The sequence below is a fragment of the Halopseudomonas sp. genome (assembly GCF_041579695.1).
Classification (GTDB): Bacteria; Pseudomonadota; Gammaproteobacteria; order Pseudomonadales; family Pseudomonadaceae; genus Halopseudomonas.
In genome coordinates, this window is the sequence record NZ_JBFGFI010000009.1 from 39,079 (window position 1) to 62,702 (window position 23,624).

The 23,624-nt window shown below is 58.8% G+C and carries 20 protein-coding genes; 12 read left to right on the forward strand and 8 right to left on the reverse strand.

Translation table 11 applies throughout. The features are described 5' to 3' along the window. Positions 1 to 120: 120 nt before the first annotated feature. The 6 genes from fabB to ABYA88_RS03895 all read right to left on the reverse strand — a co-directional run bounded on the left by fabB (position 121) and on the right by ABYA88_RS03895 (position 8,921). Entirely contained in the window at positions 121 to 1,338 is a 1,218-nt protein-coding gene (gene fabB, locus ABYA88_RS03870) for a beta-ketoacyl-ACP synthase I (protein ID WP_373185566.1), read from the reverse strand. An 11-nt stretch (positions 1,339 to 1,349) separates the two neighbouring features. After that, positions 1,350 to 1,865, reverse strand: coding sequence for a 3-hydroxyacyl-[acyl-carrier-protein] dehydratase FabA (fabA, locus tag ABYA88_RS03875; RefSeq protein ID WP_373185567.1), 516 nt, complete (start codon positions 1,863 to 1,865; stop codon positions 1,350 to 1,352). A 254-nt stretch (positions 1,866 to 2,119) separates the two neighbouring features. Further along, positions 2,120 to 3,688 carry a class I adenylate-forming enzyme family protein gene (locus ABYA88_RS03880; RefSeq protein WP_373185568.1) on the reverse strand — a complete coding sequence of 523 codons (1,569 nt, stop codon included), beginning with the start codon at positions 3,686 to 3,688 and terminating at the stop codon, positions 2,120 to 2,122. A 124-nt stretch (positions 3,689 to 3,812) separates the two neighbouring features. Next, positions 3,813 to 5,744 (reverse strand): ATP-binding protein, encoded by a 1,932-nt coding sequence (locus ABYA88_RS03885; RefSeq protein WP_373185569.1) that lies wholly within the window; start codon positions 5,742 to 5,744, stop codon positions 3,813 to 3,815. Continuing rightward, on the reverse strand, positions 5,741 to 6,634 hold the full coding sequence (locus ABYA88_RS03890; protein WP_373185570.1) for an ABC transporter substrate-binding protein: 894 nt from the start codon (positions 6,632 to 6,634) through the stop codon (positions 5,741 to 5,743). The genes ABYA88_RS03885 and ABYA88_RS03890 overlap by 4 nt, the downstream gene beginning before the upstream one ends. 97 nt (positions 6,635 to 6,731) lie before the next feature. Then, a complete protein-coding gene (locus ABYA88_RS03895; RefSeq protein WP_373185571.1) occupies positions 6,732 to 8,921 on the reverse strand; it encodes a TonB-dependent receptor plug domain-containing protein in 2,190 nt (729 codons plus the stop codon). Between the two features lie 146 nt (positions 8,922 to 9,067). On the opposite strand from ABYA88_RS03895, the gene ABYA88_RS03900 reads away from it, so the two are divergent. From ABYA88_RS03900 to ABYA88_RS03930, 7 genes are all read left to right on the forward strand, one after another. Next, positions 9,068 to 10,111: an NAD(P)H-dependent glycerol-3-phosphate dehydrogenase gene (locus ABYA88_RS03900; protein ID WP_373185572.1), complete on the forward strand. Its 1,044-nt coding sequence runs from the start codon at positions 9,068 to 9,070 to the stop codon at positions 10,109 to 10,111. A 3-nt stretch (positions 10,112 to 10,114) separates the two neighbouring features. Next, the gene (locus ABYA88_RS03905) at positions 10,115 to 10,453 is read left to right on the forward strand and encodes a DUF4389 domain-containing protein (protein WP_373185573.1); all 339 of its coding nucleotides are present in this window, start codon (positions 10,115 to 10,117) and stop codon (positions 10,451 to 10,453) included. Then, on the forward strand, positions 10,450 to 10,920 hold the full coding sequence (gene sixA, locus ABYA88_RS03910; RefSeq protein WP_373185574.1) for a phosphohistidine phosphatase SixA: 471 nt from the start codon (positions 10,450 to 10,452) through the stop codon (positions 10,918 to 10,920). The genes ABYA88_RS03905 and sixA overlap by 4 nt, the downstream gene beginning before the upstream one ends. Positions 10,921 to 11,077: 157 nt before the next feature. After that, positions 11,078 to 12,763: an AMP-binding protein gene (locus ABYA88_RS03915; RefSeq protein WP_373185575.1), complete on the forward strand. Its 1,686-nt coding sequence runs from the start codon at positions 11,078 to 11,080 to the stop codon at positions 12,761 to 12,763. 68 nt (positions 12,764 to 12,831) lie between these two features. Beyond that, positions 12,832 to 13,260, forward strand: coding sequence for a hotdog fold thioesterase (locus ABYA88_RS03920; RefSeq protein ID WP_373185576.1), 429 nt, complete (start codon positions 12,832 to 12,834; stop codon positions 13,258 to 13,260). 183 nt (positions 13,261 to 13,443) lie between these two features. Next, a complete protein-coding gene (locus tag ABYA88_RS03925) occupies positions 13,444 to 14,307 on the forward strand; it encodes an alpha/beta fold hydrolase (RefSeq protein WP_373185577.1) in 864 nt (287 codons plus the stop codon). 63 nt (positions 14,308 to 14,370) lie between these two features. Continuing rightward, the gene (locus ABYA88_RS03930; protein WP_373185578.1) at positions 14,371 to 15,219 is read left to right on the forward strand and encodes a DUF4892 domain-containing protein; all 849 of its coding nucleotides are present in this window, start codon (positions 14,371 to 14,373) and stop codon (positions 15,217 to 15,219) included. A 7-nt stretch (positions 15,220 to 15,226) separates the two neighbouring features. Here ABYA88_RS03930 and ABYA88_RS03935 read toward each other — a convergent pair whose 3' ends face one another. Then, positions 15,227 to 17,686 carry a penicillin acylase family protein gene (locus tag ABYA88_RS03935; RefSeq protein ID WP_373185579.1) on the reverse strand — a complete coding sequence of 820 codons (2,460 nt, stop codon included), beginning with the start codon at positions 17,684 to 17,686 and terminating at the stop codon, positions 15,227 to 15,229. Between the two features lie 89 nt (positions 17,687 to 17,775). Here ABYA88_RS03935 and ABYA88_RS03940 point away from each other — a divergent pair, with 89 nt between their 5' ends. The 4 genes from ABYA88_RS03940 (at position 17,776) to ABYA88_RS03955 (ending at position 21,876) form a co-directional block, all read left to right on the forward strand. After that, the gene (locus ABYA88_RS03940) at positions 17,776 to 18,798 is read left to right on the forward strand and encodes a patatin-like phospholipase family protein (protein WP_373185580.1); all 1,023 of its coding nucleotides are present in this window, start codon (positions 17,776 to 17,778) and stop codon (positions 18,796 to 18,798) included. 52 nt (positions 18,799 to 18,850) lie between these two features. After that, a complete protein-coding gene (gene selD / locus ABYA88_RS03945; protein WP_373185581.1) occupies positions 18,851 to 19,888 on the forward strand; it encodes a selenide, water dikinase SelD in 1,038 nt (345 codons plus the stop codon). Further along, entirely contained in the window at positions 19,888 to 20,991 is a 1,104-nt protein-coding gene (gene mnmH / locus ABYA88_RS03950) for a tRNA 2-selenouridine(34) synthase MnmH (RefSeq protein ID WP_373185582.1), read from the forward strand. Before selD ends, mnmH begins: the two co-directional genes overlap by 1 nt. Positions 20,992 to 21,114: 123 nt before the next feature. Then, positions 21,115 to 21,876 (forward strand): SDR family oxidoreductase, encoded by a 762-nt coding sequence (locus ABYA88_RS03955; protein WP_373185583.1) that lies wholly within the window; start codon positions 21,115 to 21,117, stop codon positions 21,874 to 21,876. A gap of 18 nt (positions 21,877 to 21,894) precedes the next feature. Here ABYA88_RS03955 and ABYA88_RS03960 read toward each other — a convergent pair whose 3' ends face one another. Then, the gene (locus ABYA88_RS03960) at positions 21,895 to 22,467 is read right to left on the reverse strand and encodes a Smr/MutS family protein (protein ID WP_373185584.1); all 573 of its coding nucleotides are present in this window, start codon (positions 22,465 to 22,467) and stop codon (positions 21,895 to 21,897) included. Positions 22,468 to 22,565: 98 nt separating this feature from the next. On the opposite strand from ABYA88_RS03960, the gene prmB reads away from it, so the two are divergent. Next, positions 22,566 to 23,480, forward strand: coding sequence for a 50S ribosomal protein L3 N(5)-glutamine methyltransferase (gene prmB / locus ABYA88_RS03965; RefSeq protein WP_373185585.1), 915 nt, complete (start codon positions 22,566 to 22,568; stop codon positions 23,478 to 23,480). Positions 23,481 to 23,624 lie beyond the last annotated feature (144 nt).

Sequence of the window (23,624 nt, forward strand, 5' to 3'; positions counted from 1 at the left end):
GGGCGGGTCGCGCTGTAATAGGGCGCGGAGCGAGACGGGGAAAGCGCGGTGAGGAGTCAGAACGACTTCGGGCGGCCGAAGCCGCCCGAAGGTCTGTTGCCGGACACAGTCAGTGACTGATCAGGCGCCGGTCCAGCGCTTGAGCACCAGGGTGGCGTTGGTGCCACCGAAACCGAAGCTGTTGGACATCATCAGGTTGGCTGCCTGGTCGGCTTTTTCCCGCAGAATGGGCAGGCTGCCGACATTTTCATCCAGTTCTTCGATGTTGGCCGAAGCGGTGAGGAAGTTATCACGCATCATCAACAGGCAGTAGATCGCTTCCTGTACGCCGGCGGCACCGAGCGAGTGGCCGGTCAGGCTCTTGGTGGAGCTGATTTTCGGTGGCTTGTCACCGAACACTTCGCGGATCGCCTTCAGTTCCGCGACGTCACCCACCGGAGTGGAAGTGCCGTGAGTGTTCAGATAGTCGATCTCGCCATCCACGGTCGCCAGGGCCTGCTGCATGCAGCGCACCGCGCCTTCACCGCTGGGTGCAACCATGTCGTACCCGTCGGAAGTGGCACCGTAACCGACGATTTCGGCATAGATCTTCGCGCCGCGGGCCAGCGCGTGCTCGAGCTCCTCGACCACGACCATGCCACCACCACCGGCAATAACGAAGCCGTCGCGCTTGGAGTCATAAGCACGTGATGCTTTATCGGGGGTGTCGTTGTATTGGGTAGACAGGGCGCCCATGGCATCGAACAACATGGACTGGGACCAATGTTCCTCTTCACCGCCGCCAGCAAATACGACATCCTGCTTGCCCAGTTGTATCTGTTCCATCGCACTACCGATGCAGTGCGCGCTGGTGGCGCACGCCGAGGAGATCGAGTAGTTGATGCCCTTGATCTTGAACGGCGTTGCCAGACAGGCCGAAACGGTGCTACCCATAGTGCGCGGTACGCGATACGGTCCGATCTTCTTCACGCCTTTCTCGCGCATGATATCGATCGCTTCCATCTGGTTCAGCGTTGATGCGCCGCCGCTGCCAGCGATCAGGCCGGTGCGCGGATCGCTGATCTGCTCTTCGGTCAGGCCCGCATCGGCAATTGCCTGCTGCATGGACACGTAGGCAAAGCCCGCGGCGTCACCCATGAAACGCTTGACCTTGCGGTCGATCACGGCGTCCAGGTCGATATCGACGGTGCCGGATACATGACTGCGCAGGCCCATTTCTGCATAGGAGGGATTATGGCGGATGCCGGATTTGCCTGTCTTCAGGCTCTCGGCAACGCTTTCCAGGTCCTGGCCGAGGCATGAAACGATGCCCATACCAGTAATAACGACGCGACGCATGGTGAGATTCCTCAGAAGCTATCGGTAGAAGTGAACAGACCCACACGCAGACCTTCTGCGGTATAGATCTCGCGACCATCAACGGCCATGCTGCCATCGGCTATGCCGAGCGTCAGCGAGCGGTTGATGGTCCGCTTGATATGAATGGTGTAGGTCACCTTTTTGGCGGTAGGCAGCACCTGGCCGAAGAATTTGACTTCCCCCGAGCCCAGCGCCCGACCCTTGCCGGCAAAGCCCAGCCAGCCCAGGTGAAAACCCACCAACTGCCACATTGCGTCCAGCCCGAGACAACCCGGCATGACCGGATCGCCCTCGAAGTGGCAGGCGAAAAACCAGAGATCAGGATGGATATCCAGCTCGGCGACAATTTCGCCCTTGCCATAGCGACCACCGGTTTCGCTGATATGCGTGATGCGATCCATCATCAGCATGTTGGGGGCGGGCAATTGTGCGTTTCCGGGCCCGAACAGTTCGCCACGGCTGCATTGAAGCAACTCTTCCCGGTTATACGCATTCTGTTTTGACATATTGGCTCCTGCTCATCCCCGTTCGGCGGGGCGATATGGTTTCTGCATGACGAACTCGGTAGTTCCTCGTCAGCGTAAGCTAGACTGCCCGCCCGACTGGAAAGTCACAAAAAGGCACTACGCCGGCAGTTCAGCCGTTGAGGATACCTGCGATGACCGCGGAGAACAAAGTTTCTGTCTCGCCTGTCCCAGTGTGACTGACCTGGATCAACTCGCTGGAGCTGTGCCAGGTCGGGTCCGATCGTTGCAATTATTTACTCCAGCTCGCCGAACTGCGCCTGAAACTGGTCACGTAGTTCGCGCTTGAGCACTTTGCCGATGGCACTGCGTGGCAAGTCGTCGGTCAGGATAAGGCGGTTGAGTCGCTGGGTCTTGCCCACGCGCTGGTTGAACCAGTCGCGAATAGCCTCGGCATCGGTCGATGCGCCGGGCTTGAGCACGGCATAACCTACAGGCGTCTCGCCCCAGCTGCGCGACTGCACGCCTATCACGGTGACATCCTGCAGGTCGGGATGCTTGCGCAATTCCAGTTCCAGGTCGCTGGGGTAGATGTTGAACCCGCCGGTGATGATCATGTCCTTGCGGCGATCCATCAGGGTGAGAAAACCGTCATCATCAAAGCGACCGACATCGCCGGTGCGGATAAAGCGCTTGCCTTCGGCGTCGTACCATTCGGCTTCGGCGGTCTTCTCGGGCTTGTTCAGATAACCGGTCATCATCGCCGGGGAATGCCCGACTACTTCGCCAACCGAGCCGGGCGGCAATTCGCGGCCTTCCTCGTCTATCACCCGGATGTCGTGGTTCTCCAGAGGCTTGCCGACGGTGTGCAGCTTGTCTGGAAACTGGTGCGCTGCGAGCATGCAGGAGCCGCCGCCTTCGGTCATGCCATAGAACTCGATCAGGCCGCCTGGCCAGCGGGCGAGGATGTCGGCCTTGAGTTCCGCATGAAACGGGGCGCTGGTGCTGAACTTCATCTTGAAGCTCGACAGGTCGTAGCTATCGAAGTCGTCCCTGGCCATCAGGCGCTGATACTGCACCGGTACCAGCATGGTATGGGTCACCTGATGCTGCTCGGCAAGCTTCAGATAGGCCGCGCCATCGAACTTGGCCATCAGCACCACGGTGCCACCCAGGCCCAGTGTGGGGAGGAAGGAGACGAGTGTCGTGTTTGAGTACAGGGGGGTGGAAATGAGAGTGACGCAATCGGGACCGTAACCGAATACCAGGCCGCGCTGGATGTGCGACCAGCGCATGCCGTGGGACTGCACGATACCCTTGGGATCGCCGGTGGTACCCGATGAATAGATGATGTTGAACGGCATGTCCGGTGCGATATTCACGGGTTGCGGCGTGCCGTCATCCAGCCAGGCGCTGAAACCCTGGTCGACGCGGCTGTCGTCCATGCTAAGCAGGCGTACCTGTTCGGCGGCATTGATCGTGGCCAGTGCCTGATCAACCGATTGATCAACGAATACCAGTCTGGCTGCCGAGTCGCGAATCATCGTCATCAGGCTTTCGGCAGTAGAGGAGGGGGCAAGCGGCGCGACCACGACACCGGCTCGCAGGGCCCCAAGATACAGCAGGGCGTAGGGGATGGAATTGCTGCCGCAGATGGCGATACTGTCGCCGGCAACCAGGCCGTCGCGTTGCAGCGCCGCAGCCACGCGATCTGCCTGCTGGTCGAGTTCGTGGAAATTAAGTTGCCGCTCACCCTGGACAAGGGCCGGATGGTCACCGCATTCCAGCGCATGGCGCGCGATGAGTTCAGGCAGCAGGCAGAAGGGAGTTTCAAGGGTAACAGGCGTAATTGCTTTAGCGCTCATTGACGGTCGGCCCTGTGTCGGAGACAGATATGGATGTATGCAGGTTTGGTTATAGCTCTAGCCGCCTAGTATCGCTTCTCCGTAAACACTTTGACAGGGACGAAATGTCAGGCAATCAGGTACATCAATGATTCTCCAGATCGACGCTCAACCAGGTATCAAGGCTGCGTTGCAGGGCCAGGCGAGATACAGGTTTGCTGAGAAAGTCCTGCATGCCTGCGTCGATACAGAGCTGGCGGTCCCTCTCGAAGGCACTGGCGGTAAGTGCCACGCAGGGCACCGGGCTGACTCCGCGGGACTGACAATCTGCCAGGTAACGGCGAAAAACGCTCGGCCCGTCGATATCCGGCAGATTGAGATCCATCAGGATGACGGAAAACTCACGATCCCTGTCGGTCAGGATGTCCAGCGCTTGCTGGCCATTGTCCACGGTGACTACGCTGTGCTCCAGCGTACGCAACATTCCCTCGATAACCATCTGGTTCACCGGGTTATCCTCGACCAGCAACACAGGCCGGGGGCTGTGCATGATTTCCTGTGATGGGTGGTCGCTCGGCTGATTGCCGTCATTTTCCGCGGCAAGAGTCAGTGGAATGGCCAGGGTGAAACACGAGCCTTCGCCCTCGACACTCGTTGCCTGGAGCTCTCCGCCCATTTTTTCGGCAAAGGTTCGCGCTATGGACAGTCCGAGCCCCGTGCCACCGAAACGTCGGGATGTGCTGCTGTCCGCCTGGCGAAAGGCGTCGAACATGCTTTCCAGCGTATCTTGCGCGATACCTATGCCGGTATCACGGACTTCGCACTTCAGCAGCAGGCTCTCCGGCGAGACGCGATGCCAACTACTATTTACTTCTATGCTGCCCTGTTCGGTAAATTTCAGCGCATTGCCGATCAGGTTGACCAGGACCTGACGGATGCGGGTCGGATCACCGATAACCCTTGGATACGCCGGCTCTCCACTGCAATGCACGGTTAGACGCAGCCCTTGCTGGGCGGCGGTGTGTTCGAAAATGGCGGCCGAGTGGTCGATGAGATCCGCCAGGGCGAAGGGAATCTGTTCCAGCTCCAGCGCGTCATGCTCTATGCGCGAGAAGTCGAGAATGTCATTGATCACACGCAGCAAGTGGTCGGTGGACTCGCCAGCGATCTGCACGTATTCGGCTTGTTCGTCGCTGAGCCTGGTTGTTTCCAGCAACTGGAGCATGCCCAGCACGCCGTTCATGGGAGTGCGGAGCTCATGGCTCATCATCGCCAGGAAATCGGATTTCGCATTATTGGCAGTTTCTGCTTCTTCGCGTGCTGCAGCCATCTGGGCCATGGTCTGCTGTTGCTCGTTGGCTGAACTTTCCAGGGTGCTGGCCAGAGAATTGATGTTGTGCATCAACTGACCGATCTCGTTTCGCTCCTGCTCTTCAAGCCGAACCTGGAGGTTACCTTCCTTCAGGCGCCGTACCGTCGAGGTCATGCGGGCGAGCGGCTCGGACAGGGACTTGGCCAGACGCAGGGCAAGAATCAGCGCCCCGACCATCACCAGTGCGGCCAGAATCAGTGCGCGCAGGAGGATTTCCTGCTGCCTGCTGCTGAAGGCTCTTTCGCTCAAGCCGACCCGGACCTGGCCGAGATAGCGGAAGCTGTCGCTGGCATTTGGTGTGTTATCGATCAGAAACAGATCGTTCGCTAGAGGTATCTGTTGACGTCGGATAGCTGCAGAAAAATAGCGTACGGGCTGGTCTTCGGGACCCTCGAGGTTGGCCGGCAGGGCGATGAGTCTGTTGCCGTTGTCGTCGAACACTTCGACGCTCAGTACATGGGGCGTATCCAGCACGCCGCTTATCAGACTTTCCAGCGTGCTTACATTGCCGCTGATAACCCCGTACTCGGCGGTCGGGGCCAGTTGCTCGGCGATCAGTTCGCCGGTTTCCACCAACTGCCGATCGACGTCGTCCAGCCGTTCTGCAAGAAAATAGGCAAACACCACCAGCGCCAGCAGCAATGCGGGAAAAAGCGCAATGCCGATCAGACGATTGTGAATGCTGCCGCTCTGCCAGAGGTTCATTCAATGCCCTCCATGCGGGCAAGTTCGGCGGCCAGCTCGGCATCGTCCGGTGGGGCAAAGCCCATCGAGCGTGCGACCTGCTGGTTGCTCAGTACGGAAAAGAATCGGGGATAGCTGGTTACCAACGTCATACCCCGGCTATCTAGGAGATAATTCACGCTGAGTGCCATTTCTGCCGGCGAGCTGAAAGTGGTGCTCAGGCTTCCCGCAGCGATAAATGGCGCGCTGGGACCTATCAATACTCGGTTGCGCGTGTAGCTGGTGAGTAGAATCGTTTTCAGATTGTCAGCGTTGTAGATGCGTGGATCATCGGTGCCGATAAGCACATCGCTGCGATCAAGCAAGCTGACCAGCGTGCGGGCAAGATCGGTAATGTCGCCTAGTTCGGCGGTATTGAGCTTGATTTCAGCTGCTTCGGCCGCACTCTGCCAATGGGTCAACTGGTCGGATAGGGCAGGACTGTATAGTAGGCTAGCTGTGCGCAGGCGCGGCATGAGCAGCCTGGCCAGACGCAACTGGCGCACCGGCTTGGGATCGGATAGAAGAAAGCGAATGTGAGATGGTATGGCAGCAGCATCCAGCTCTGCGCTTCCCAGGCCGCTGCGGCTCACATAGGTCGCCAGCGTTGGGGTCTTGTCTGTGCTTCGCAACCGCCATTCCAGGCTGGCAACCCCCATGGTGATGATCAACTGGGGTTTAACCTCAGGCGCCGCTGGATCTTCGAGGCTGTGCACTACCACTTCATCATCGGTTCGCGCCCTCTCAAGCGCAAAGACAAATTCCTCGGTAAGAGCTGACTGCGCGGGCACGACTACCAACAGTGTGTCTGCATGGCATTGCAGCGCGAAAAACCCCAGCCATAACAGCGTAATATGGCGAAGGACTTTCACTGTTGCCGCTCCGGCTCAGGCAGGTGCGTTCTGTTCACGGGCGACATTCCTTGTCTTTGGCTATCATTTGTCAGTGATGCAGTTATGCATGGAGGTCCTAGAAGCTTAGCTCCGCAGTGACGTAATAGTGGTCACGATTTTCGTACAGGTTTTCCGGCCATGTCAGAGCTTCATCATCGAGTCTGTATTGCCATGTCAGGGCCAGCTCAAAGCTATTACGTACGCCCGTACTAAAGCGTTTGGCCAGCCGGCCGTCGAGTCTTTCGAAGCGGCGCTCGTTCAACATGTCTGCGCCGTAATATATGAGACTGCTGTGAAAACCCATAGACCATTCGCGTAGCCATGCTGCCGAGCCACTATTGCGCGGAGTCAGACGCTGATCGAGGCGGTTGGTCGCGACAAAATCGATGTAGGCATAGGTTACACGGAGTCTGTCGCGCTGGGTCGCCTGCCAGTCGATCTGTGTCTCCGCGCCGGTAAAGCGGCTGAAGCTGTCATTGTTGGGTACGAAGTTAACAATCTGCAGCGGCTGGCTGATCATGTTGCTGATCTCGTCATAGAACGCCTTGATGTCGATCGATAACGCGATCTGTTGGAAGTAGCCGTTATAGCCCAGTTCGTGCGAACGCATCTGCTCCTGTTCGAGATCGCCGGGGCCGCTTGCCAGGGCGTAATACTTGTTGCTTCCCGAGACCGGGCCGCTGAGGTTATTGGCGGTATAGGTCCATTGCGCGTTGTTCTCGTACATGTCCGGGGACCGCACTGCTTCGGAATAAACTGCGCGCAGGCTGTGAGTCGGGCGCAGGAAGTAATGCACCGCCAGGCGCGGCGAGAAAGAGAAACCGCTTAGCTGGTCGTCCTCGGCCATCGCACCCGCGTGCAAGAGCCAGCGCTCATGCGGCCGATATTCGAAGTTGGCGAATAGCTGGCCGATCTGATTGTCTACCCGGCCGTCGAAAAAAGTGTCTGAGCGGGCTTCGTCGTAGCGCAAGCTACCGCCGAATACCGTGCGCAGCGAGTCGGCGAGTTGCATGGTGTTCTGCAGTTCCACCTCGTAGCGGGTCTCGCGCAGGTTCTCATTCAGATCCCAGCAGGCCGGTTGGCCGTCGCGCGCGGCGTTATGTTCAGCGACCAGCGCATCTACCAGGGGGACTTTGTCGGCGGGCAGATTATCGTACTGGACCAGATAATTTCGGTAAAAAGCGGGGTCGCCCCAGACACCGCCGCGGTTGCGCAGAATGTAGTTGAGGCGTCGCGGATACACATTGCCCAGCTCCGCCAGTTCACGTAAAAGAGGTGAAAACACAATGGGTGAATCACATGCCCGCCATTCGCTCAGGCGCTCCATGTGCTGGGCGTATGCCTTGATTTCAAGACGATGGGTTGCAGAGAGATCGTTCTTCCAATGCATTTGCGCGAAATAGTCTCGGGCCTTTACGTCGGAATTGGCAGCGTGTTGATCAATAGTGCGGTCAAGCTCGAAAGATAGATCAGATGGTCTCGCCATGATCGTGTAATCATTGTCCAACTGACTGCTGCCTTCCTTTGCGCCGAGTTGCCAGTGCAGGCTCTGGGTCGGACTCAGCGTTGTTTCTCCGAGCAGATTGAAGGCATTCAACCGCCGGCTGTCGCGATAATCATCACCATCATCATCTAAATCGAAGCCTTCATCTTCCTTGCCGAACAAGCTCAGCCGAGCAACGCTATTGCCATGGTTGAAGCCTTGGCTGGCATACAGGTCATTCACGCCACGGTTGCCCTGGGTGATCTTTACCTGAGTACCCTGGCGCAACTCCGGCGGAGTTGAAACGATGTTGATCACACCCATAAGGGCGTTGGCGCCGTACGCGGCGGTATTGGGGCCGCGAAATACCTCAATGCGCTCAATATCCTCGATTGCCAGCGGGATGTCAGTCCAGTCCACGGTGGCCAGCCCCGGGCGGTAAACTGATCGGCCATCCACCAGCACCTGCATGCGCCTGGCTTCGCTGGTGTTGGTGCCGTGATAGTTCACGTTGGGCAAATGACCAACTGTGTAGCCGACCATCATCCCCGGCACCAGGCGCAGGATCTCGGGAATGTCGCGAGCACCGCTGGCGCGGATCAGCTCGCGGTCGATCACTGTCATGCTGCCGGGGACTTCGGCAGGGGATTGTTTCAGTCGCGTTGCGCTCAGAACGGAAGGCAGCTCCACCGGCTGCAATATGATGTCATCCATGGCGATTGCTGGCAGGCTTATAGCCATGCCCAGTAAGGGTAGAAAGCGTTTTGGTGAACAAGATGCCATTATTGTGCAACCACGGTAGTAATTTGCGCCCATATTAACCGCCATGAACTCTTTTGCCAGTGAACTTCGTCAGATTTTGTGGTCCAAGCGCGCCCGGTTTGCGATGTGAATTATACTGGCTGGAAATCTCGGCTGAAGGATCTGGCATGACTGACAAGAAAATTTCCGTTTGCGTTCTGGGTGGCGGCAGCTTCGGAACCACCCTGGCAGGCCTGATGGCCGCCCAGGACGTACCGGTAACGCTGTGGCTGCGGGACGAAAAAGTCGCCGCGGAAATCGCGGCGCAGCACGAAAACAAGCGCTATATGCCTGGCTTCAGGCTGGATCCGCGGCTGCGGATAAGCACTGACGTACACGCTGCTGTGGCTGCTGCCGATATGGTGTTCCTGGCTATCCCCAGCAGTGCCTTTCGTTCCCTGCTGAGCGCGATTGGTTCTGAACTTGCGGGCAAGGATGTGATCAGTACTACCAAGGGTATCGAGCAACCGGGTTTCCTGATGATGAGCGAGATAGCTGAACAGGAGGCCCCGGGTGCGCGCGTGGCGGTATTGTCAGGACCCAACCTGGCCAAGGAGATCGCTGCAGGGGAACTGACGGCGACCGTGGTGGCCAGTGAAGATCAAGCGTTGTGTGGGAGGGTTCAGCAGGTGCTGGGCAGCCAGCGCTTGCGGGTATACGCCAGTCAGGACAAGTACGGCGTCGAACTGGGCGGCGCGCTGAAAAACGTCTACGCGATAATTTCCGGCATGGCTGCAGCGTTGGGCATGGGCGAGAATACCAAAAGCATGCTGATTACCCGGTCACTGGCCGAGATGAGCCGTTTCGCTGTGCACATGGGAGCCAGCCCGTTGACGTTTCTCGGGCTCGCCGGTGTGGGCGATTTGATCGTTACCTGCATGTCGCCGCTTTCGCGAAACTATCAGGTGGGTTATGCGCTGGGGCAGGGCAAGACGCTCGAGGAGAGCGTGGCACAACTCGGCCAGGTTGCCGAAGGTGTGAACACTCTTAAGGTGCTGAAGCAGAAGTCTGATGAAGAGAAGGTGTACATGCCGCTGGTAGCAGGTCTGCATGCGATCCTCTTCGAGCAGCAGCCGCTGGATGCAGTGATCGGACGTCTGATGAGTGCTGAACAGAAGGATGACGTGGAGTTTTCTGCGTTCATGGCCTGCACACCGCTGGAAAAGGAATAATCGATGGACGCATTCAAACGCACGGTTTTATCCCCCGATTTCTGGTTGAGGGTGGTCTATACACTGCTCCTGGCGCTGGCTTGGCAGATCACCGAGCTCCTGTTGATCGCGGTCACGCTGCTGCAGCTGGCCTTCAAGCTGTTTACCGGTGAAGCCAAATCCCGTTTGACCGGGTTCGGCAACAGCCTGTCGCAGTATGCCTGGCAGATCGGGCGTTTCGTCACCTTTGCCAGCGAACAGAAACCCTGGCCATTCATGGAGTGGCCCGATGCCCGCGCCGAGTGGCAGCCCGTGGCTCCAGTGCAGGCCGACCCCGACAGCAATAGCTCCGAGGGCAAATGAAGATCTGGATCCTGCGCCATGGTCAGGCCGAATCGATGGCTGCCAGCGATCCGGAGCGGGCGCTGACAGAGTATGGTCGTCGTGAAGCAAGTGTCGTCGCCAAACTGCTCGACGGGGAGCCGCTGGACAATATCCTTGCGAGTCCCTATCTGCGTGCACAGCAGACCGCAGAGCTGGTGTCGAGCACTGTGGCTTATCCGCGGGGTATTTCCACCGCTGCCTGGTTGACGCCCGATGATGATCCGCATCAGGTGCTTGGTTTCCTTGCCGAGCGCAACGAACGCAGCCTGTTGCTGGTAAGCCATCAACCGCTGGTCGGCCGGTTGATCAGTTTGCTTATCGAGGGCCACGAAGGTGGCCACTATCCGATGCCCACTGCAGGACTGGCCTGCGTAGAAGTTGATTTTCCGGCTGCAGGCATCGGCCACTTGCAGCTGTTGACCAGCCCGGGCGAACTTTCCTCCTGACAGCGCTGTCTCGAGACTGGCGTCTATGCCATCTTCCTCCAAGGCCGATCGTCTTGGCAGGACCGGAACAGCATGGGATAGTGATCCCCCGGACAGGTGATGATCTGGTAGCCACAGGCATATTCATAACAAAAACAAGACATACCGAGGTGTTGGAATGGAAGAGCAGGCCAAATCGACCGATGCGACCGCGTTGGCAGCTTTCTACCGACGAGAGCAGTTGCACCCGGAAAAGACTTACCTGGTTCAGCCACTGGCTGATGGCCAGGTGCAGGAGTTTACCTGGCGCGAGGTCGGTGAGCAGGCACGCCGTGTGGCAAGCTATCTGCACAGCCTGAACTTGCCAGCACAAAGCCATATCGCCCTGATTTCCAAGAACTGCGCGCAATGGATCATGGCTGATCTGGCGATCTGGATGGCGGGTCATGTCTCGGTGCCCCTATACCCCAACCTGACCGCTGATTCAGTCCGGCAGATACTCGAACATTCCGAAGCCCGAGCCGTCTTCATCGGCAAGCTCGATGAGTGGGACAGCATGCGCCCGGGAGTGCCGCCGGAGCTGCCACGTGTCGCACTGCCGCTGGCGCCGGAAGATCCGGATCTGCTTTCCTGGCAAAGTGTGCTTGAGAGCAATGAGCCCATGCAGGGCACCCCTTTGCCGGAGCCCGAGCAACTGGCAACCATCATCTATACCTCCGGAACAACCGGCATGCCCAAAGGTGTCATGCTCAGCTTCCAGAATATGTACTTTTCGGCCAACAACTGTCTGCGCCTGTTCAATATCACCGATGAAGACCGTCTGTTGTCGTATCTGCCACTGTGCCATGTGGCCGAGCGCCAGTTTGTCGAGATCGCATCCTTGCTGGCAGGCGAGACAATCTATTTTGCCGACACGCTGGAAACCTTCCAGCGAGACATGCAGCGTGCGCGACCCACGGTGTTTTTCGGCGTGCCGCGGATCTGGGTCAAGTTCCATCTGGGTGTAATCAGCAAGATAAATCCCCGCATGCTCGACATCCTGCTCAAGGTGCCTTTTGTCGGTTCTGTCATGAGCCGCAAGGTATTAAACGGCCTGGGACTGGACCAGATTCGCTATGCGGTGTGTGGGGCGGCGCCAGTGGCAGACAGCACCATGGCCTGGTACCAGAGTCTGGGGCTGAACATAGCTGAAGTCTACGGGATGACCGAGAACTGTGGGTACTCGCATCTAGGCCGCCCCAAGCGGTACAAGAAGGGCTGGATCGGTTTACCCAACCCCGGCGTGGAGTGTCGGCTGTCGGATGAGGGTGAGCTGCTGGTACGCAGCAACGGAACGATGCAGGGTTATTACAAGGAGCCCGAGAAAACCGCCGAAACGATAACGTCGGAAGGCTTTCTGCGCACCGGAGACATCGGCGAAATCGATAACGAAGGCTTTCTGCGATTGACGGGCAGGATCAAGGACATTTTCAAGACCTCCAAGGGAAAGTATGTGGCGCCGGCTCCGATTGAAAATCTCTTGTCCTCGCATGGTCAGGTAGAGCAGGTGTGCGTAGTCGGCAATAATCTGCCCCAGCCGCTGGCTCTGGTTCAGCTATCCGAGGCAGGCAGTCGCGAGGCGCAGGAAAATCGCCAACAGGTTACCCAGGGCCTCGCGCATTTGCTTGAAGAGGTCAATGCTGGTCTGGCAAAGCATGAGCAGTTGAGTTGTCTGGTCGTGGTCAAGGATGCCTGGGCCGTCGAGAACGGGTTCATGACGCCGACCCTGAAGATCAAGCGCAACGTGGTGGAAGCCACGTATCAGGACCAGTTCGAAAGCTGGTCGGTGAGTGGCAAACATGTGGTCTGGCAGGGCGAGGATTGATCCCCCGGCCAAGCAGTCACGGGGGGCGTCACTGGCGCGTCCTATTCGGATAGCAGGAGGAGAGTGCGGTGGCGATCTGGAAACAGAAGGTGGATTTCGATCAGTTACACGGCGGACAGAACATCAACACTTTGCTGGATATCCGTTTCGAGGATTACGGCGACGACTGGATCAGTGCGAGCATCCCGGTGGACCACCGCACCCATCAACCCTACGGAATACTGCATGGCGGGGCGTCGGTAGTGCTGGCCGAAACGCTCGGAAGCACGGCGTCCTATCTGTGTATAGATAAAGACAAATTCTATTGCGTGGGCCTCGAAGTCAATGCCAACCACCTGCGGGCGGTGCGCAGTGGCAGGGTGACCGCAACAGCGCGCCCGGTTCATCTAGGCCGGACCACCCATGTGTGGGACATCCGCCTACACAACGACGCCGGCGAACCGACCTGCATTTCCCGGCTCACGATCGCTGTTGTGCCGGTAAAGAGTGCCGACTGAGAGCAGCGCCGGGGCCTCACGACTTACACAGGTTCCTGATTATGTTCGGCTATTCATGGCGGTCACCGTTGCTTGCTCCCGTGTGGCAGGCGACATAGATTGGCGCTCTTCAAATTCGGTTCGCTCAGTCTCGTCCCTGCCAGTTCTGATGCGTCACCGGTTCGCCGAACAGGATAGTCTCTTATGCAAGCAAGCAGTCACGAAGTGCGTTTTTCTCTGCCATCACTGGAGGTGGCGGCCAAGGTCTGGGGTGATTCTGACGGTTTGCCGGTCATCGGTTTGCATGGCTGGCTAGACAACGCTGCTACCTTTGACCGGTTGGCACCCCACCTGCCCGGCATCCATCTGGTCGCACTGGATCTGCCCGGTCATGGACTTTCCGGCCATATGCCCGCAGCCGGCTATAGTCTGTGGCAGCAGGCAGCCACCGTGCTGCAGGTGGCAGAGAGCCTGGGCTGGAAGCGTTTCGCCCTGCTTGGCCACTCCATGGGGGCGATTATCAGCGGCATCCTTGCCGGTAGCCTGCCGGACCGCATCATGGGCGCCTGCCTGGTCGATGGTCTGCTGCCTTTTACCTCCGAAGCCGAAGAGGCGCCCAAGCAGATGGCACGCTTCTTTGATGCCAGTCTGGCGCTGGCCGACAAACGCAAGCCAGTCTACGACAGCGTGGCAAAAGCAGTTCAAGCGCGTGCAAGGGGCGGCAATACGGCGCTCAGCCATGACGCGGCCGCGCTGCTGGTGGAGCGTGGTCTGATGCCCGAGCACGGCGGCTGGACATGGCGAACCGATCCACAATTGATGCTACCCTCGCCGATGCGACTGACCAGCGAGCACGCCGCTGCCTTTATCGAAGCCATAAAGTCGCCTGTTTGCTTGATATTGGCTAATCAAGGAGTTATGCACCAGCATCCTCAGGTCGTTGAGCGTATCGAACGGTTTGCGCACATTACGCGCCACGATATGGATGGCGGTCATCACCTGCACCTTGAGGAGCAGGCCGAGGCGGTAGCAACGATATTTGACAGTTTTTTTGCCGATCTGGCGTGATTGTCGATGCCACTCAAGTGGTGTCACGGTACGCTGGAGCGAATAACAGCCTCAGGAGTATCGATGTCATTCACAGCTTTTTCCCGGCATGCCCCACTTGGTCTGGGATTTTTGCTTCTCGCTCAGGTCGCCATGGCAGAAGAGTCCGTTCCGGAGGGCCTGGTAATCGAGCCATTTCCCGGTGCTGAGGTAACACAGTCGGAGGTGCGACTCGATACCGATCATGGTGTGGTGATTGGCCTGGTGCGCAAGGTCAACAACCGGCTGCGCGCGGAGCGGGAGGTTCGAGCCATCGGGGAATTGATCAGGGTGACATTCGAAATACCCCGTGCTCACTCGAGTGTAGAAGCGTTCGACCACGCCAAGGAACAGCTGCTGGCGCGGCCGCACAGCATGTTGTACTACTGCGAGGGCAGGGAATGCGGAGCGAGCAGTTTATGGGCCAACGAGGTGCTTGATAATTCCAGGCTTTACGGGCCGGAGGAGAATCAGGCCTATCTTGCGCTGAGTCTCGACGAAGATCCGCAGAAGCTGATCAGTCTCTATGCCATTACCCGGGGTAACCGTCGTGTCTATCTACACGTTGATCAGTTCACGCCCGATGAGGCGATAAGCGAGCCGTTGTACCCTACACCGGCAACCCTTCTGAAGCTTCTGCATGCTAACGGACGTCTGGCATTGCCCGCCCTGGAGCCGGGGAGCGGCTCAGATAACCCCAGAGCCGAGGAGCCAGAGGTGTGGTTGAATCTGGTCAACCGCATGTTGCGTTCGGACACGCGGGTAAGGGTTGCCATTAGCGGTGAAAAGGCCCCTGCGGTGATGCAGCGATTGATCGATCTGGATATCCGGGCCTCGCGCCTGGAAATTGGCGAGCCCTATCCGGAAACCGGTGTGGTTCTTGAGAAACTCTGATGTCCTGTCAGCGTTGTCGTTTGGCCGGCTCGATAAGCAGATGATCCGGCAGGGCCTTTATCGCCAGCCAATCAAACAGCTGACTGCGGTAACGGCCCTCGTTATATAGCTCTGCCTGATCGGTGTAATGAGAATCCAGGGGGTTACCTGATTGCCCCAGAGGGCTGATGCCCAGCGTACCATTGAGGTCTGCCAGATCAATCAATCGTCGTGTGGAGGGGCCCGCCTTGATCTGATAGGTCGGCCCGCCGCTGTCGAACGACATACTGTTGAGACTTTCTCGTCCGCCGTCCACAGCGGTGGTCTGACTATCGAGAAATCCGGCAAAGGGTAGTCGGTCGCTCAGCGCATGCTTGTGCTGCAGCAGGGCCAATCGGCCCCAGTTCCACTTCTCCGGTTCTATACCCAGGTCCGCGGAGAGGCTCTCGATGGCGCGTATCCAGGCCTGTTCGATCGCTGCTTGCCGCCCGTCCATGATCGGTTGCTGTCGGTTGTCCCACCAGGGTGAGGCGGGTTTCCAGTACAGGCTGAACAGGCTTTTTTCTGCCATGAGGGTATTGCGGAATACCGCGAAATTGTCCTGTAGTTCATCCGCAAAGAGCGCCTCGAGCAGGTGGTCTTGCCAGCGCTGAAATAGCGCAGCGCCAACCTGATCACGGTTAAAACTGCCGTCCCACTCGGCAAGAATCGTAGCAGCCCGCGCGGCCGGCGCACGCAGATCGGCACTCAGCAAGCTGTCCTGGAGCAGGGGCAGTGCATCCTTCAACATCGCCAGGGCCTGGGGGCGCCGCGTATCCAGCTGCATCGCCTTGAACTGAGAGAGATCAAAGGTGTTGTCGTTGTCGAGCAGTTCCCCGAGCCGTTCCGACCGTTCCGTGGGGGCGTAATAACCGGGTAAGCGGCGCCTCGGGTTGCTCTCGGCATAGGGGTGGTTGGCGCTGTAGACGTGGCCTCGCCGGGGATTGATTGTACGCGGGTTTGACGCAAACGGCTGGTAACCGCGAAACGCATCATCGCTGGTGCTGCCGTTGAGCAAGCTGAAGCCATTGTTGCTCTTCGGCCAGCGTTTGATCAGACCGATTGCCCACATCGCGATGTTATCGTCAGTGTCGGCATAGATCAGGTTGAGACCCGGTGAGCTATGTAGCGAGGCGGCCTGTTCGAATTCTTCCATACTGGTTGCGCGGGACAGACCGTAAAACGTCTTGGCCGAATCGTTTGCGGGATCGAGGAATGTCCAGAACAGGCTCACAGGAGGACGGTCGCTCTCGAGACCACTGGCCGACTGGGCTGGCAGATCATTGATGATCGGGCCGTGATGAGAGCTGCGCAAACGGATGAGACGGTCCTCGTGGCCGCGTATCTTGATCACTTCCTCATGAATCCTCATATCCTGCCAGCCCTTGTCTGCCTCCCAGATCTGACCGGCATCCTTGGGGTTTGTGCGCTCGCGATAGAAGTCGATTTCATCATTCATCAGCATCGTCAAACCCCAGGCGTGGTGTCGTGTCTGGCCAAGCAGCGGGAAAGGAATGCCGCCGAGAAAATGACCATACACTTCATGTTCAGGGGTGCGAATATGCGCCTCGAACCAGACCGCCGGGGCCGAAAAACCGATATGCGGGTCATTCGCCAGCATGGGTGCTCCGCTGTCGCTGCGACTGCTGTTGACCGCCCAGGCGTTGCTGCCGAGAAACTGGCCGGCGGGCAACTGATGCTCCACGCTGGCAATCTGACGCAGCAACTCTGCAGCCCAGACAGTATTTTTGGTCCCGCTAACAGGCTCGGCCGGAGCGCTGCGCGGAGGCATGCTGTCCGGCCAGCCGGGAACCAGATCCTGGACATGTCGCTGCCCCAGTTTGCCGCGTACCTGGTCGAGCAAGGCGTCGGTCTTGAAGGCTTCGGCAAAGGAGTAGGCCATGTAACCCATCACATGGGCGATGTCTTCGGTGGAGAAGTAATCCGGGCGAGTCAGCAGCATGCTGTACTCCAGCGGCTGGCCGCCATGATCGATGTACTGATTTATGCCGTCCTGGTAGGCATGGATCAGTTGTACATGGGGCTCATCGGCCTGGGTTTCCAGATAGGCGGCGTAGCCCCGGGCGAAACGGTTGATCCCCAGCGAACGGAAGAACCGGTCGGTATCCAGGGACTCGATCCCGAAGATTTCCGAAAGCCTTCCTGCGCCGATACGGCGTAACATATCCATCTGGAACAGCCGTTCCTGGGCATGGATGTAGCCCAAAGCACGATAAGCGTCCGCATCGTTTTGCGCGTCGATGTGCGGCACGCCCCACGCATCGTAGAATACTGAGACCGGTTCGTGCAGCCCCGGCAGGTCCAGTTGCCCGTTGCGTTTGGGCTCTGCGCTATGCAGCGCCCAGCCCACGAGTGTGCCGACAGCCGCCAGGAGCAGCAGTAGAAACAGGGTGATTTTGAGGTAACGCAATACACTGGGATATAGCACGGAGGGCCTTATGCGCCGGAAGACATCCGGGCATCATGCTCAGACCGGCTTTCGCCGTCAATCGGCATCGGAATACAACAGGAGACCCCATGACGCAAAGAGTAGCGCTGGTACTGGGCAGTGGTGGAGCGCGGGGTTATGCCCACATTGGTGTTATCGAAGAAATCGAACGCCGCGGATACGTGATCGATTGTATCGCCGGGTGCTCGATGGGCGCGGTGGTGGGTGGGATGTACGCAGCTGGCAAGCTGGGTGAATATCGCGAATGGGTGTCCGGGCTGGATTATCTCGATGTACTGCGGCTGCTCGACATTGGCTTTGGCAACATGGGCGCAATTCGCGGTGAGCGGGTATTTGGCCGCATTCGCGAGATCGTCGGAGAACAGCGCATCGAGGATCTGGCTATCGACTTCACCGCGGTGGCAACCGATCTGACCAACCAGCAGGAAGTCTGGTTTCAGCAGGGCTGCCTGCACCAGGCAATGCGCGCTTCCGCGGCTATTCCCAGCCTGTTTTCCCCGGTTCGCCAAGGCGGGCGCGTGCTGGTTGACGGTGGACTGCTCAACCCTCTGCCGATCGTGCCGGTGGTGTCTTCGCATTGCGATCTGATCATTGCGGTTAACCTCAACAGCACCCGCAATAACGGCTATACGCTGCCGGTTATCGAGCGACCGGCACCCATGCGCCAGCAGTGGGATCTTTGGATGGAGACTCTGAGTATGCGCAACTGGCGGATGCGTCGCGACGCGCTGAGCGACAAGGGCATGATCGAGGACCTCGATTTTGCCGAACAGCTAGAGCATGAAGTGGTGGTTGACGAGCCGGAGCAGGGTGGGCCAGAGCCGGCACAGGACAAGGCCCAGCCAGCGACACTCACACCGGTAGCCCCGGCGGGCCCTGCCAGCCTGCTGGACCTGATCAACCTCTCGTTCGAGACAATGCAGGCATCGCTGACCCAGTACAAGATCGCGGGTTATCCGCCCGATGTGGTGATTGACGTACCCAAGCGCCTTTGCCGCTTTTTCGAGTTCCAGCGCGCCCCGGAGCTTATCGAGCTCGGGCGAATGGTCGCCAGCGACACGCTTGATCGGTTCGAGAGTGGCAAACCCTGAGCGCTGTCGACGTGCTAAAATTCGCCGCTTGTGCCCAATGCTGGAGAGCAGGATGAACGAGACAGTGCGCTTGACCGAGTACAGTCACGGTGCCGGATGCGGCTGCAAGATTTCGCCAAAGGTGCTGGATGAGATTCTTGCGGTTGGCGATGCTGGCCCGGACTTCCCGCAGTTGTGGGTGGGCAATGACAGTCGCGACGACGCTGCGGTGTTCGGACTCGACAGTGAGCAGGGCATTGTCAGTACGACCGACTTCTTCATGCCGATCGTCGATGACGCGTTCGACTTCGGCCGCATCGCTGCTACTAACGCCATCAGCGACATCTACGCGATGGGTGGTTCGCCGCTGATGGCAATAGCTATTCTCGGCTGGCCGGTCAATGTCCTGCCGGCGCATGTCGCGGGTCAGGTCATTGCCGGAGCGCGGTCGGTATGCACCGAGGCGGGTATGCCCCTGGCAGGTGGCCATTCAATAGATGCGCCGGAGCCGATCTTCGGGCTCGCCGTTACCGGACAGGTGCTGCGCAGCCGTCTCAAGCGTAACGATCAGGCTCGTCCTGGAGCGCGCCTGTATCTGACCAAGCCGCTGGGTATCGGTATTCTGACCACTGCCGAAAAGCAGAAGAAACTGCGTGCCGAGGATGCCGGTGTAGCCCGCGACCTGATGTGTCAGCTCAACAGCGTGGGCGCACTCTTCGCAGCGCTGCCAGGGGTGCAGGCGATGACTGACGTAACCGGCTTCGGTCTGCTTGGCCATCTGGCCGAAATGGCCGAAGGCTCGGGCGTCAAGGCGCGGATCGAAGAAAGCCGCGTCCCGCGGTTGTCGAGCGTCGCATATTATCTGGAGCAGGGTTGTGTGCCGGGCGGTTCGGGCCGCAACTTCGACAGCTACGGTCACAAACTGGCACCCATGCCTGAGGCCTGGCGAAATCTGCTGTGTGATCCGCAGACCAGCGGCGGCTTGCTGGTAGCGGTAGATCCAGCTGGCGAGGACGATTTTCTCGCTGTGGCGCGTGAGGCCGGTTTTCACCTGGAGCCAGTTGGCGAGTGCGTGGAAGCTGACGGCGGTGCCTGGGTCGAGGTCATCTGATGCGTGAGAATACGGATGATTTCCGCCGGATATTTTTGCAGTCCGCGCCGATGATGGATGTACGCGCCCCGGTCGAGTTCGACAAGGGCGCCTTTCCCGGTGTGGTCAATCTGCCGCTGATGACAGACAGCGAACGCCAGCAGGTAGGTACCTGTTACAAGCATTCGGGTCAGGAGGCGGCGATCGCGCTCGGGCACAAGCTGGTCCATGGTTCGGTCAAAGAGCAGAGGGTCGCGGCCTGGGCTGAATTTGTCGCAGCCAACCCGGAAGGTTATCTGTATTGTTTTCGCGGCGGGTTGCGTTCGCAGCTGGTGCAGCAGTGGCTGGCCGAAGCGGGGATTGGCTATCCGCGGGTGATCGGTGGCTACAAAGCGATGCGTCGCTTCCTGATCGACAGCCTGGAACAGACCGTACAGAGCCTGCCGCTGAATATCGTTGCGGGTCTGACCGGTACCGGAAAGACCGAGGTGATCAACGCGGTAGCCGGTAGTCTGGACCTGGAAGGTCATGCCCACCATCGTGGCTCCAGTTTCGGTCGACATGCGACACCCCAACCTAACCAGATTGATTTCGAGAACGCCCTTGCAATCCAGGCCCTGCGGGTAACCGACAGGGGCGCGCGAGAGCTGGTGCTGGAGGATGAGGGTCGCATGGTGGGTAGCTGCACAGTACCACTGGAGCTTTTCCGCCTGATGCAGGAAGCTCCGCTGATCTGGCTGGAGGACAGTTTTGATAATCGGGTGACCCGCATCCTGGGTGACTACGTGGTGGATATGCACGGCGAGTTTGCAGCGCTGTACCCCGAGGATCCGGAGCAGGCATTCGATCTGTTCGCCGAGCACCTCTCGGGCGGGTTGCTGCGTATTCGCAAGCGCCTGGGCGGCGAAAAGCAGCAGGCACTGCAGGCAATAATGGAAAACGCGCTGACAGAGCAACGACGCTCGGGCAGCGTCGACCCCCACCGGGAATGGATCGCTGGCCTGCTGACCGATTACTACGATCCGATGTACGCCTATCAACGCAGCGGCAAGGATGAGCGGGTTGTTTTCAGCGGTGATCAGACGGCAGTTGTAGAGTATCTGACAGAGCGCAGTGCCCGCTGAGCCTGGTGTCATTCATAGGCAGACAGTATGAAGTGTGAACATCAGGGCTGATCGGGTCTGTTTATGACGTTTGTGCTGATATTATCCCGACTGGTCGGTTAAAACTGTCAGGAGTTGACACACATGAGCATGACATTCAGCGGCAAGGTTGCATTGGTTACCGGCGGTTCTGCGGGCATTGGCCAGGCAACTGCCGAGGCTTTCGCCCGTCAGGGCGCCCGCGTGGTGGTTTCGGATATCGATGAGCAGGGTGGCCAGGCCGTGGTTGAAGGGATCAAGGCGGCAGGTGGCGAAGCAGTGTTTGTTCGCTGCAACGTGGTCAGTGCCGATGAGGTCAAGGCGTTGATGGATTCTGTCATCAGTCATTACGGCCGGCTGGACTGCGCATTCAATAATGCGGGTATCGAAATCGAACAGGACAAGCTCGCCGATGGCAGCGAAGACGTGTTCGATAACATCATGAACGTCAACGTCAAGGGCGTCTGGCAGTGCATGAAGTACGAGATTCCGCTGATGCTGGCCAACGGTGGCGGCTCGATCGTCAATACCGCCTCGATTGCCGCTCTGGGTGCTGCGCCAAAGATGAGCATTTACAGCGCCAGCAAGCATGCGGTTCTGGGTCTGACCCGTTCGGCGGCGGTCGAATATGGCAAGAAGGGCGTGCGGATCAACGCAGTGTGCCCCGCCGTAATCGATACCGAGATGTTCCGCCGTGCTGCGGCAATCGATCCGCGCAAGGCGGAGTTCGCCGCCGCGATGCATCCGGTGGGGCGCATCGGCAAGGCCGACGAAATTGCCGCGGCGGTCCTCTACCTGTGCTCCGAGGGCGCCGGTTTTACCACGGGCATCGCTTTGCCGGTGGACGGCGGCGCTACCTGTATCTGAACGCTTAAGCTTGGAGGCCTATTCGTCGCGCCCTTCGAGCATTGTGCGTTTGAGCAATACATAGACCGACCCGGTACCGCCGTGGCGCGGAATGCAGGAGGTAAAGCCGAGCACCTTGGTGTGTTGCCGCAGCCAGGTGTTCACATGGCTCTTGAGGATCGGATTACGGCCATCCTTGCGTTGCGCCTTGCCGTGCGTCACGCGCACGCAACGGATCTCCATCCGGTTCGCTTCCGCGAGGAATTCCCAGAGCAGCTCTCTAGCTTTGTCTACGGTCATCCCGTGCAAATCGATTGAGCCTTCGAAGGGGATCTGCCCACTCTTGAGCTTGCGCAACTGGCTTTCCTGCACGCCATTGGCAGCCCAGGCGAGCTCTTCCTCGGGCAAGACATCGATTACGAACTGGTCCGATAGACCGTCCACCTTCAGGCGGTTGTCTGGCTGCACTGCCAGTTGCCGGGCGGCCTTGATGCGCGCCTTGTCAGCACGCGGTCTACCGGTATCGGCCTGGTCTACCTTGATCGGTCGGGCACCCTTTATCGCCTGGCGAAACAGGTCGAGGTCGTCCGGATCTGTCGGATGGTTGCTCATCAGGGATCGATCTCATCGCAAAAAAGCAAGTGTATCAGTAGTTTCCGGCTGCTTGGAGGGTAGAATGTCAGCCTGACAGGCAACCGGAGACCCCAGTCATGCAAGAGCTTATCGCGTTAACGACCATCAGGGACTGTATCCGCTGGGGTGTCAGCCGTTTCCACCAGGAGGGACTATTCTTCGGTCATGGATCGGATAATGCCTGGGACGAATCGCGGTTACTGGTATTGCATGCGCTCTATCTGCCATGGGAAACGCAGGAAAGCTACCTGGATTGCCACGTGGCCGACAGCGAGCGAAACATCGTCGTGGCGCTGCTCAACCGGCGTATAGAGCAGCGCATCCCAGCGTCCTATCTGACCGGCCACGCGCGTTTTGCCGGTTATGATTTTCTGATCGACGAGCGCGTACTGGTTCCACGCTCACCGATTGCGGAGTTGATTACCAACCGTTTCGAACCCTGGCTGGAGCGCGATCCGCTGCGCATTCTGGATCTGTGTACCGGTAGTGGCTGCATCGGTATTGCCTGTGCCCATACCTTTGAGCAGGCGGAAGTGGTATTGGTCGACCTGTCGGCTGATGCGCTGGCCGTCGCCGAAAGCAATATCGAAGCCCACGGGCTGCAGGACCGCGTCGAGGCACGCTGGTCCGATGGCTTCGAAGGCGTGCCGGGGGAGCGATTCGACCTGATCGTCAGTAATCCCCCTTATGTCGATGCTCAAGACATGGCCGATCTGCCGGATGAGTACCTGCACGAGCCCGAAATGGGCTTGAGCGCCGGCAACGATGGTCTTGATCTGGTGAGGCGCATGCTGGCCGAGGCTGCCGATCACCTGACGGAGGACGGCGTGCTGGTGGTTGAGGTAGGCAACAGCATGGTGCATGTAGCAGCGCAGTGGCCCGAGGTGGATTTCGAATGGGTGGCCCTTGCCCATGGCGGGCATGGCGTTTTTGTGCTCAGCGCAGCTAAATGCCGACACTATCAGACGTTGTTTGTTGCCAGCCTGGGCTGAGTAGTTTAGCTGAGTACCACCCACAGCAGCATCAGGGCCTGGAACACGGCAAACACGATCAGGCAACCGATCGCAAAACGCTGACCGGTGTCATTGCTCTGATAATGATCGACCCTCCGCTGGAGCTGGGCCATCTGGGCAGCC

Excerpts from the sequence above, each read along its gene's own strand:
- fabB (WP_373185566.1), bottom strand. The coding sequence starts at position 1,338 with ATGCGTCGCGTCGTTATTACTGGTATGGGCATCGTTTCATGCCTCGGC.
- fabA (WP_373185567.1), bottom strand. The coding sequence starts at position 1,865 with ATGTCAAAACAGAATGCGTATAACCGGGAAGAGTTGCTTCAATGCAGC.
- ABYA88_RS03880 (WP_373185568.1), bottom strand. The coding sequence starts at position 3,688 with ATGAGCGCTAAAGCAATTACGCCTGTTACCCTTGAAACTCCCTTCTGC.
- ABYA88_RS03885 (WP_373185569.1), bottom strand. The coding sequence starts at position 5,744 with ATGAACCTCTGGCAGAGCGGCAGCATTCACAATCGTCTGATCGGCATT.
- ABYA88_RS03895 (WP_373185571.1), bottom strand. The coding sequence starts at position 8,921 with ATGGCATCTTGTTCACCAAAACGCTTTCTACCCTTACTGGGCATGGCT.
- ABYA88_RS03900 (WP_373185572.1), top strand. The coding sequence starts at position 9,068 with ATGACTGACAAGAAAATTTCCGTTTGCGTTCTGGGTGGCGGCAGCTTC.
- ABYA88_RS03905 (WP_373185573.1), top strand. The coding sequence starts at position 10,115 with ATGGACGCATTCAAACGCACGGTTTTATCCCCCGATTTCTGGTTGAGG.
- sixA (WP_373185574.1), top strand. The coding sequence starts at position 10,450 with ATGAAGATCTGGATCCTGCGCCATGGTCAGGCCGAATCGATGGCTGCC.
- ABYA88_RS03915 (WP_373185575.1), top strand. The coding sequence starts at position 11,078 with ATGGAAGAGCAGGCCAAATCGACCGATGCGACCGCGTTGGCAGCTTTC.
- ABYA88_RS03925 (WP_373185577.1), top strand. The coding sequence starts at position 13,444 with ATGCAAGCAAGCAGTCACGAAGTGCGTTTTTCTCTGCCATCACTGGAG.
- ABYA88_RS03930 (WP_373185578.1), top strand. The coding sequence starts at position 14,371 with ATGTCATTCACAGCTTTTTCCCGGCATGCCCCACTTGGTCTGGGATTT.
- ABYA88_RS03940 (WP_373185580.1), top strand. The coding sequence starts at position 17,776 with ATGACGCAAAGAGTAGCGCTGGTACTGGGCAGTGGTGGAGCGCGGGGT.
- selD (WP_373185581.1), top strand. The coding sequence starts at position 18,851 with ATGAACGAGACAGTGCGCTTGACCGAGTACAGTCACGGTGCCGGATGC.
- mnmH (WP_373185582.1), top strand. The coding sequence starts at position 19,888 with ATGCGTGAGAATACGGATGATTTCCGCCGGATATTTTTGCAGTCCGCG.
- ABYA88_RS03955 (WP_373185583.1), top strand. The coding sequence starts at position 21,115 with ATGAGCATGACATTCAGCGGCAAGGTTGCATTGGTTACCGGCGGTTCT.
- ABYA88_RS03960 (WP_373185584.1), bottom strand. The coding sequence starts at position 22,467 with ATGAGCAACCATCCGACAGATCCGGACGACCTCGACCTGTTTCGCCAG.
- prmB (WP_373185585.1), top strand. The coding sequence starts at position 22,566 with ATGCAAGAGCTTATCGCGTTAACGACCATCAGGGACTGTATCCGCTGG.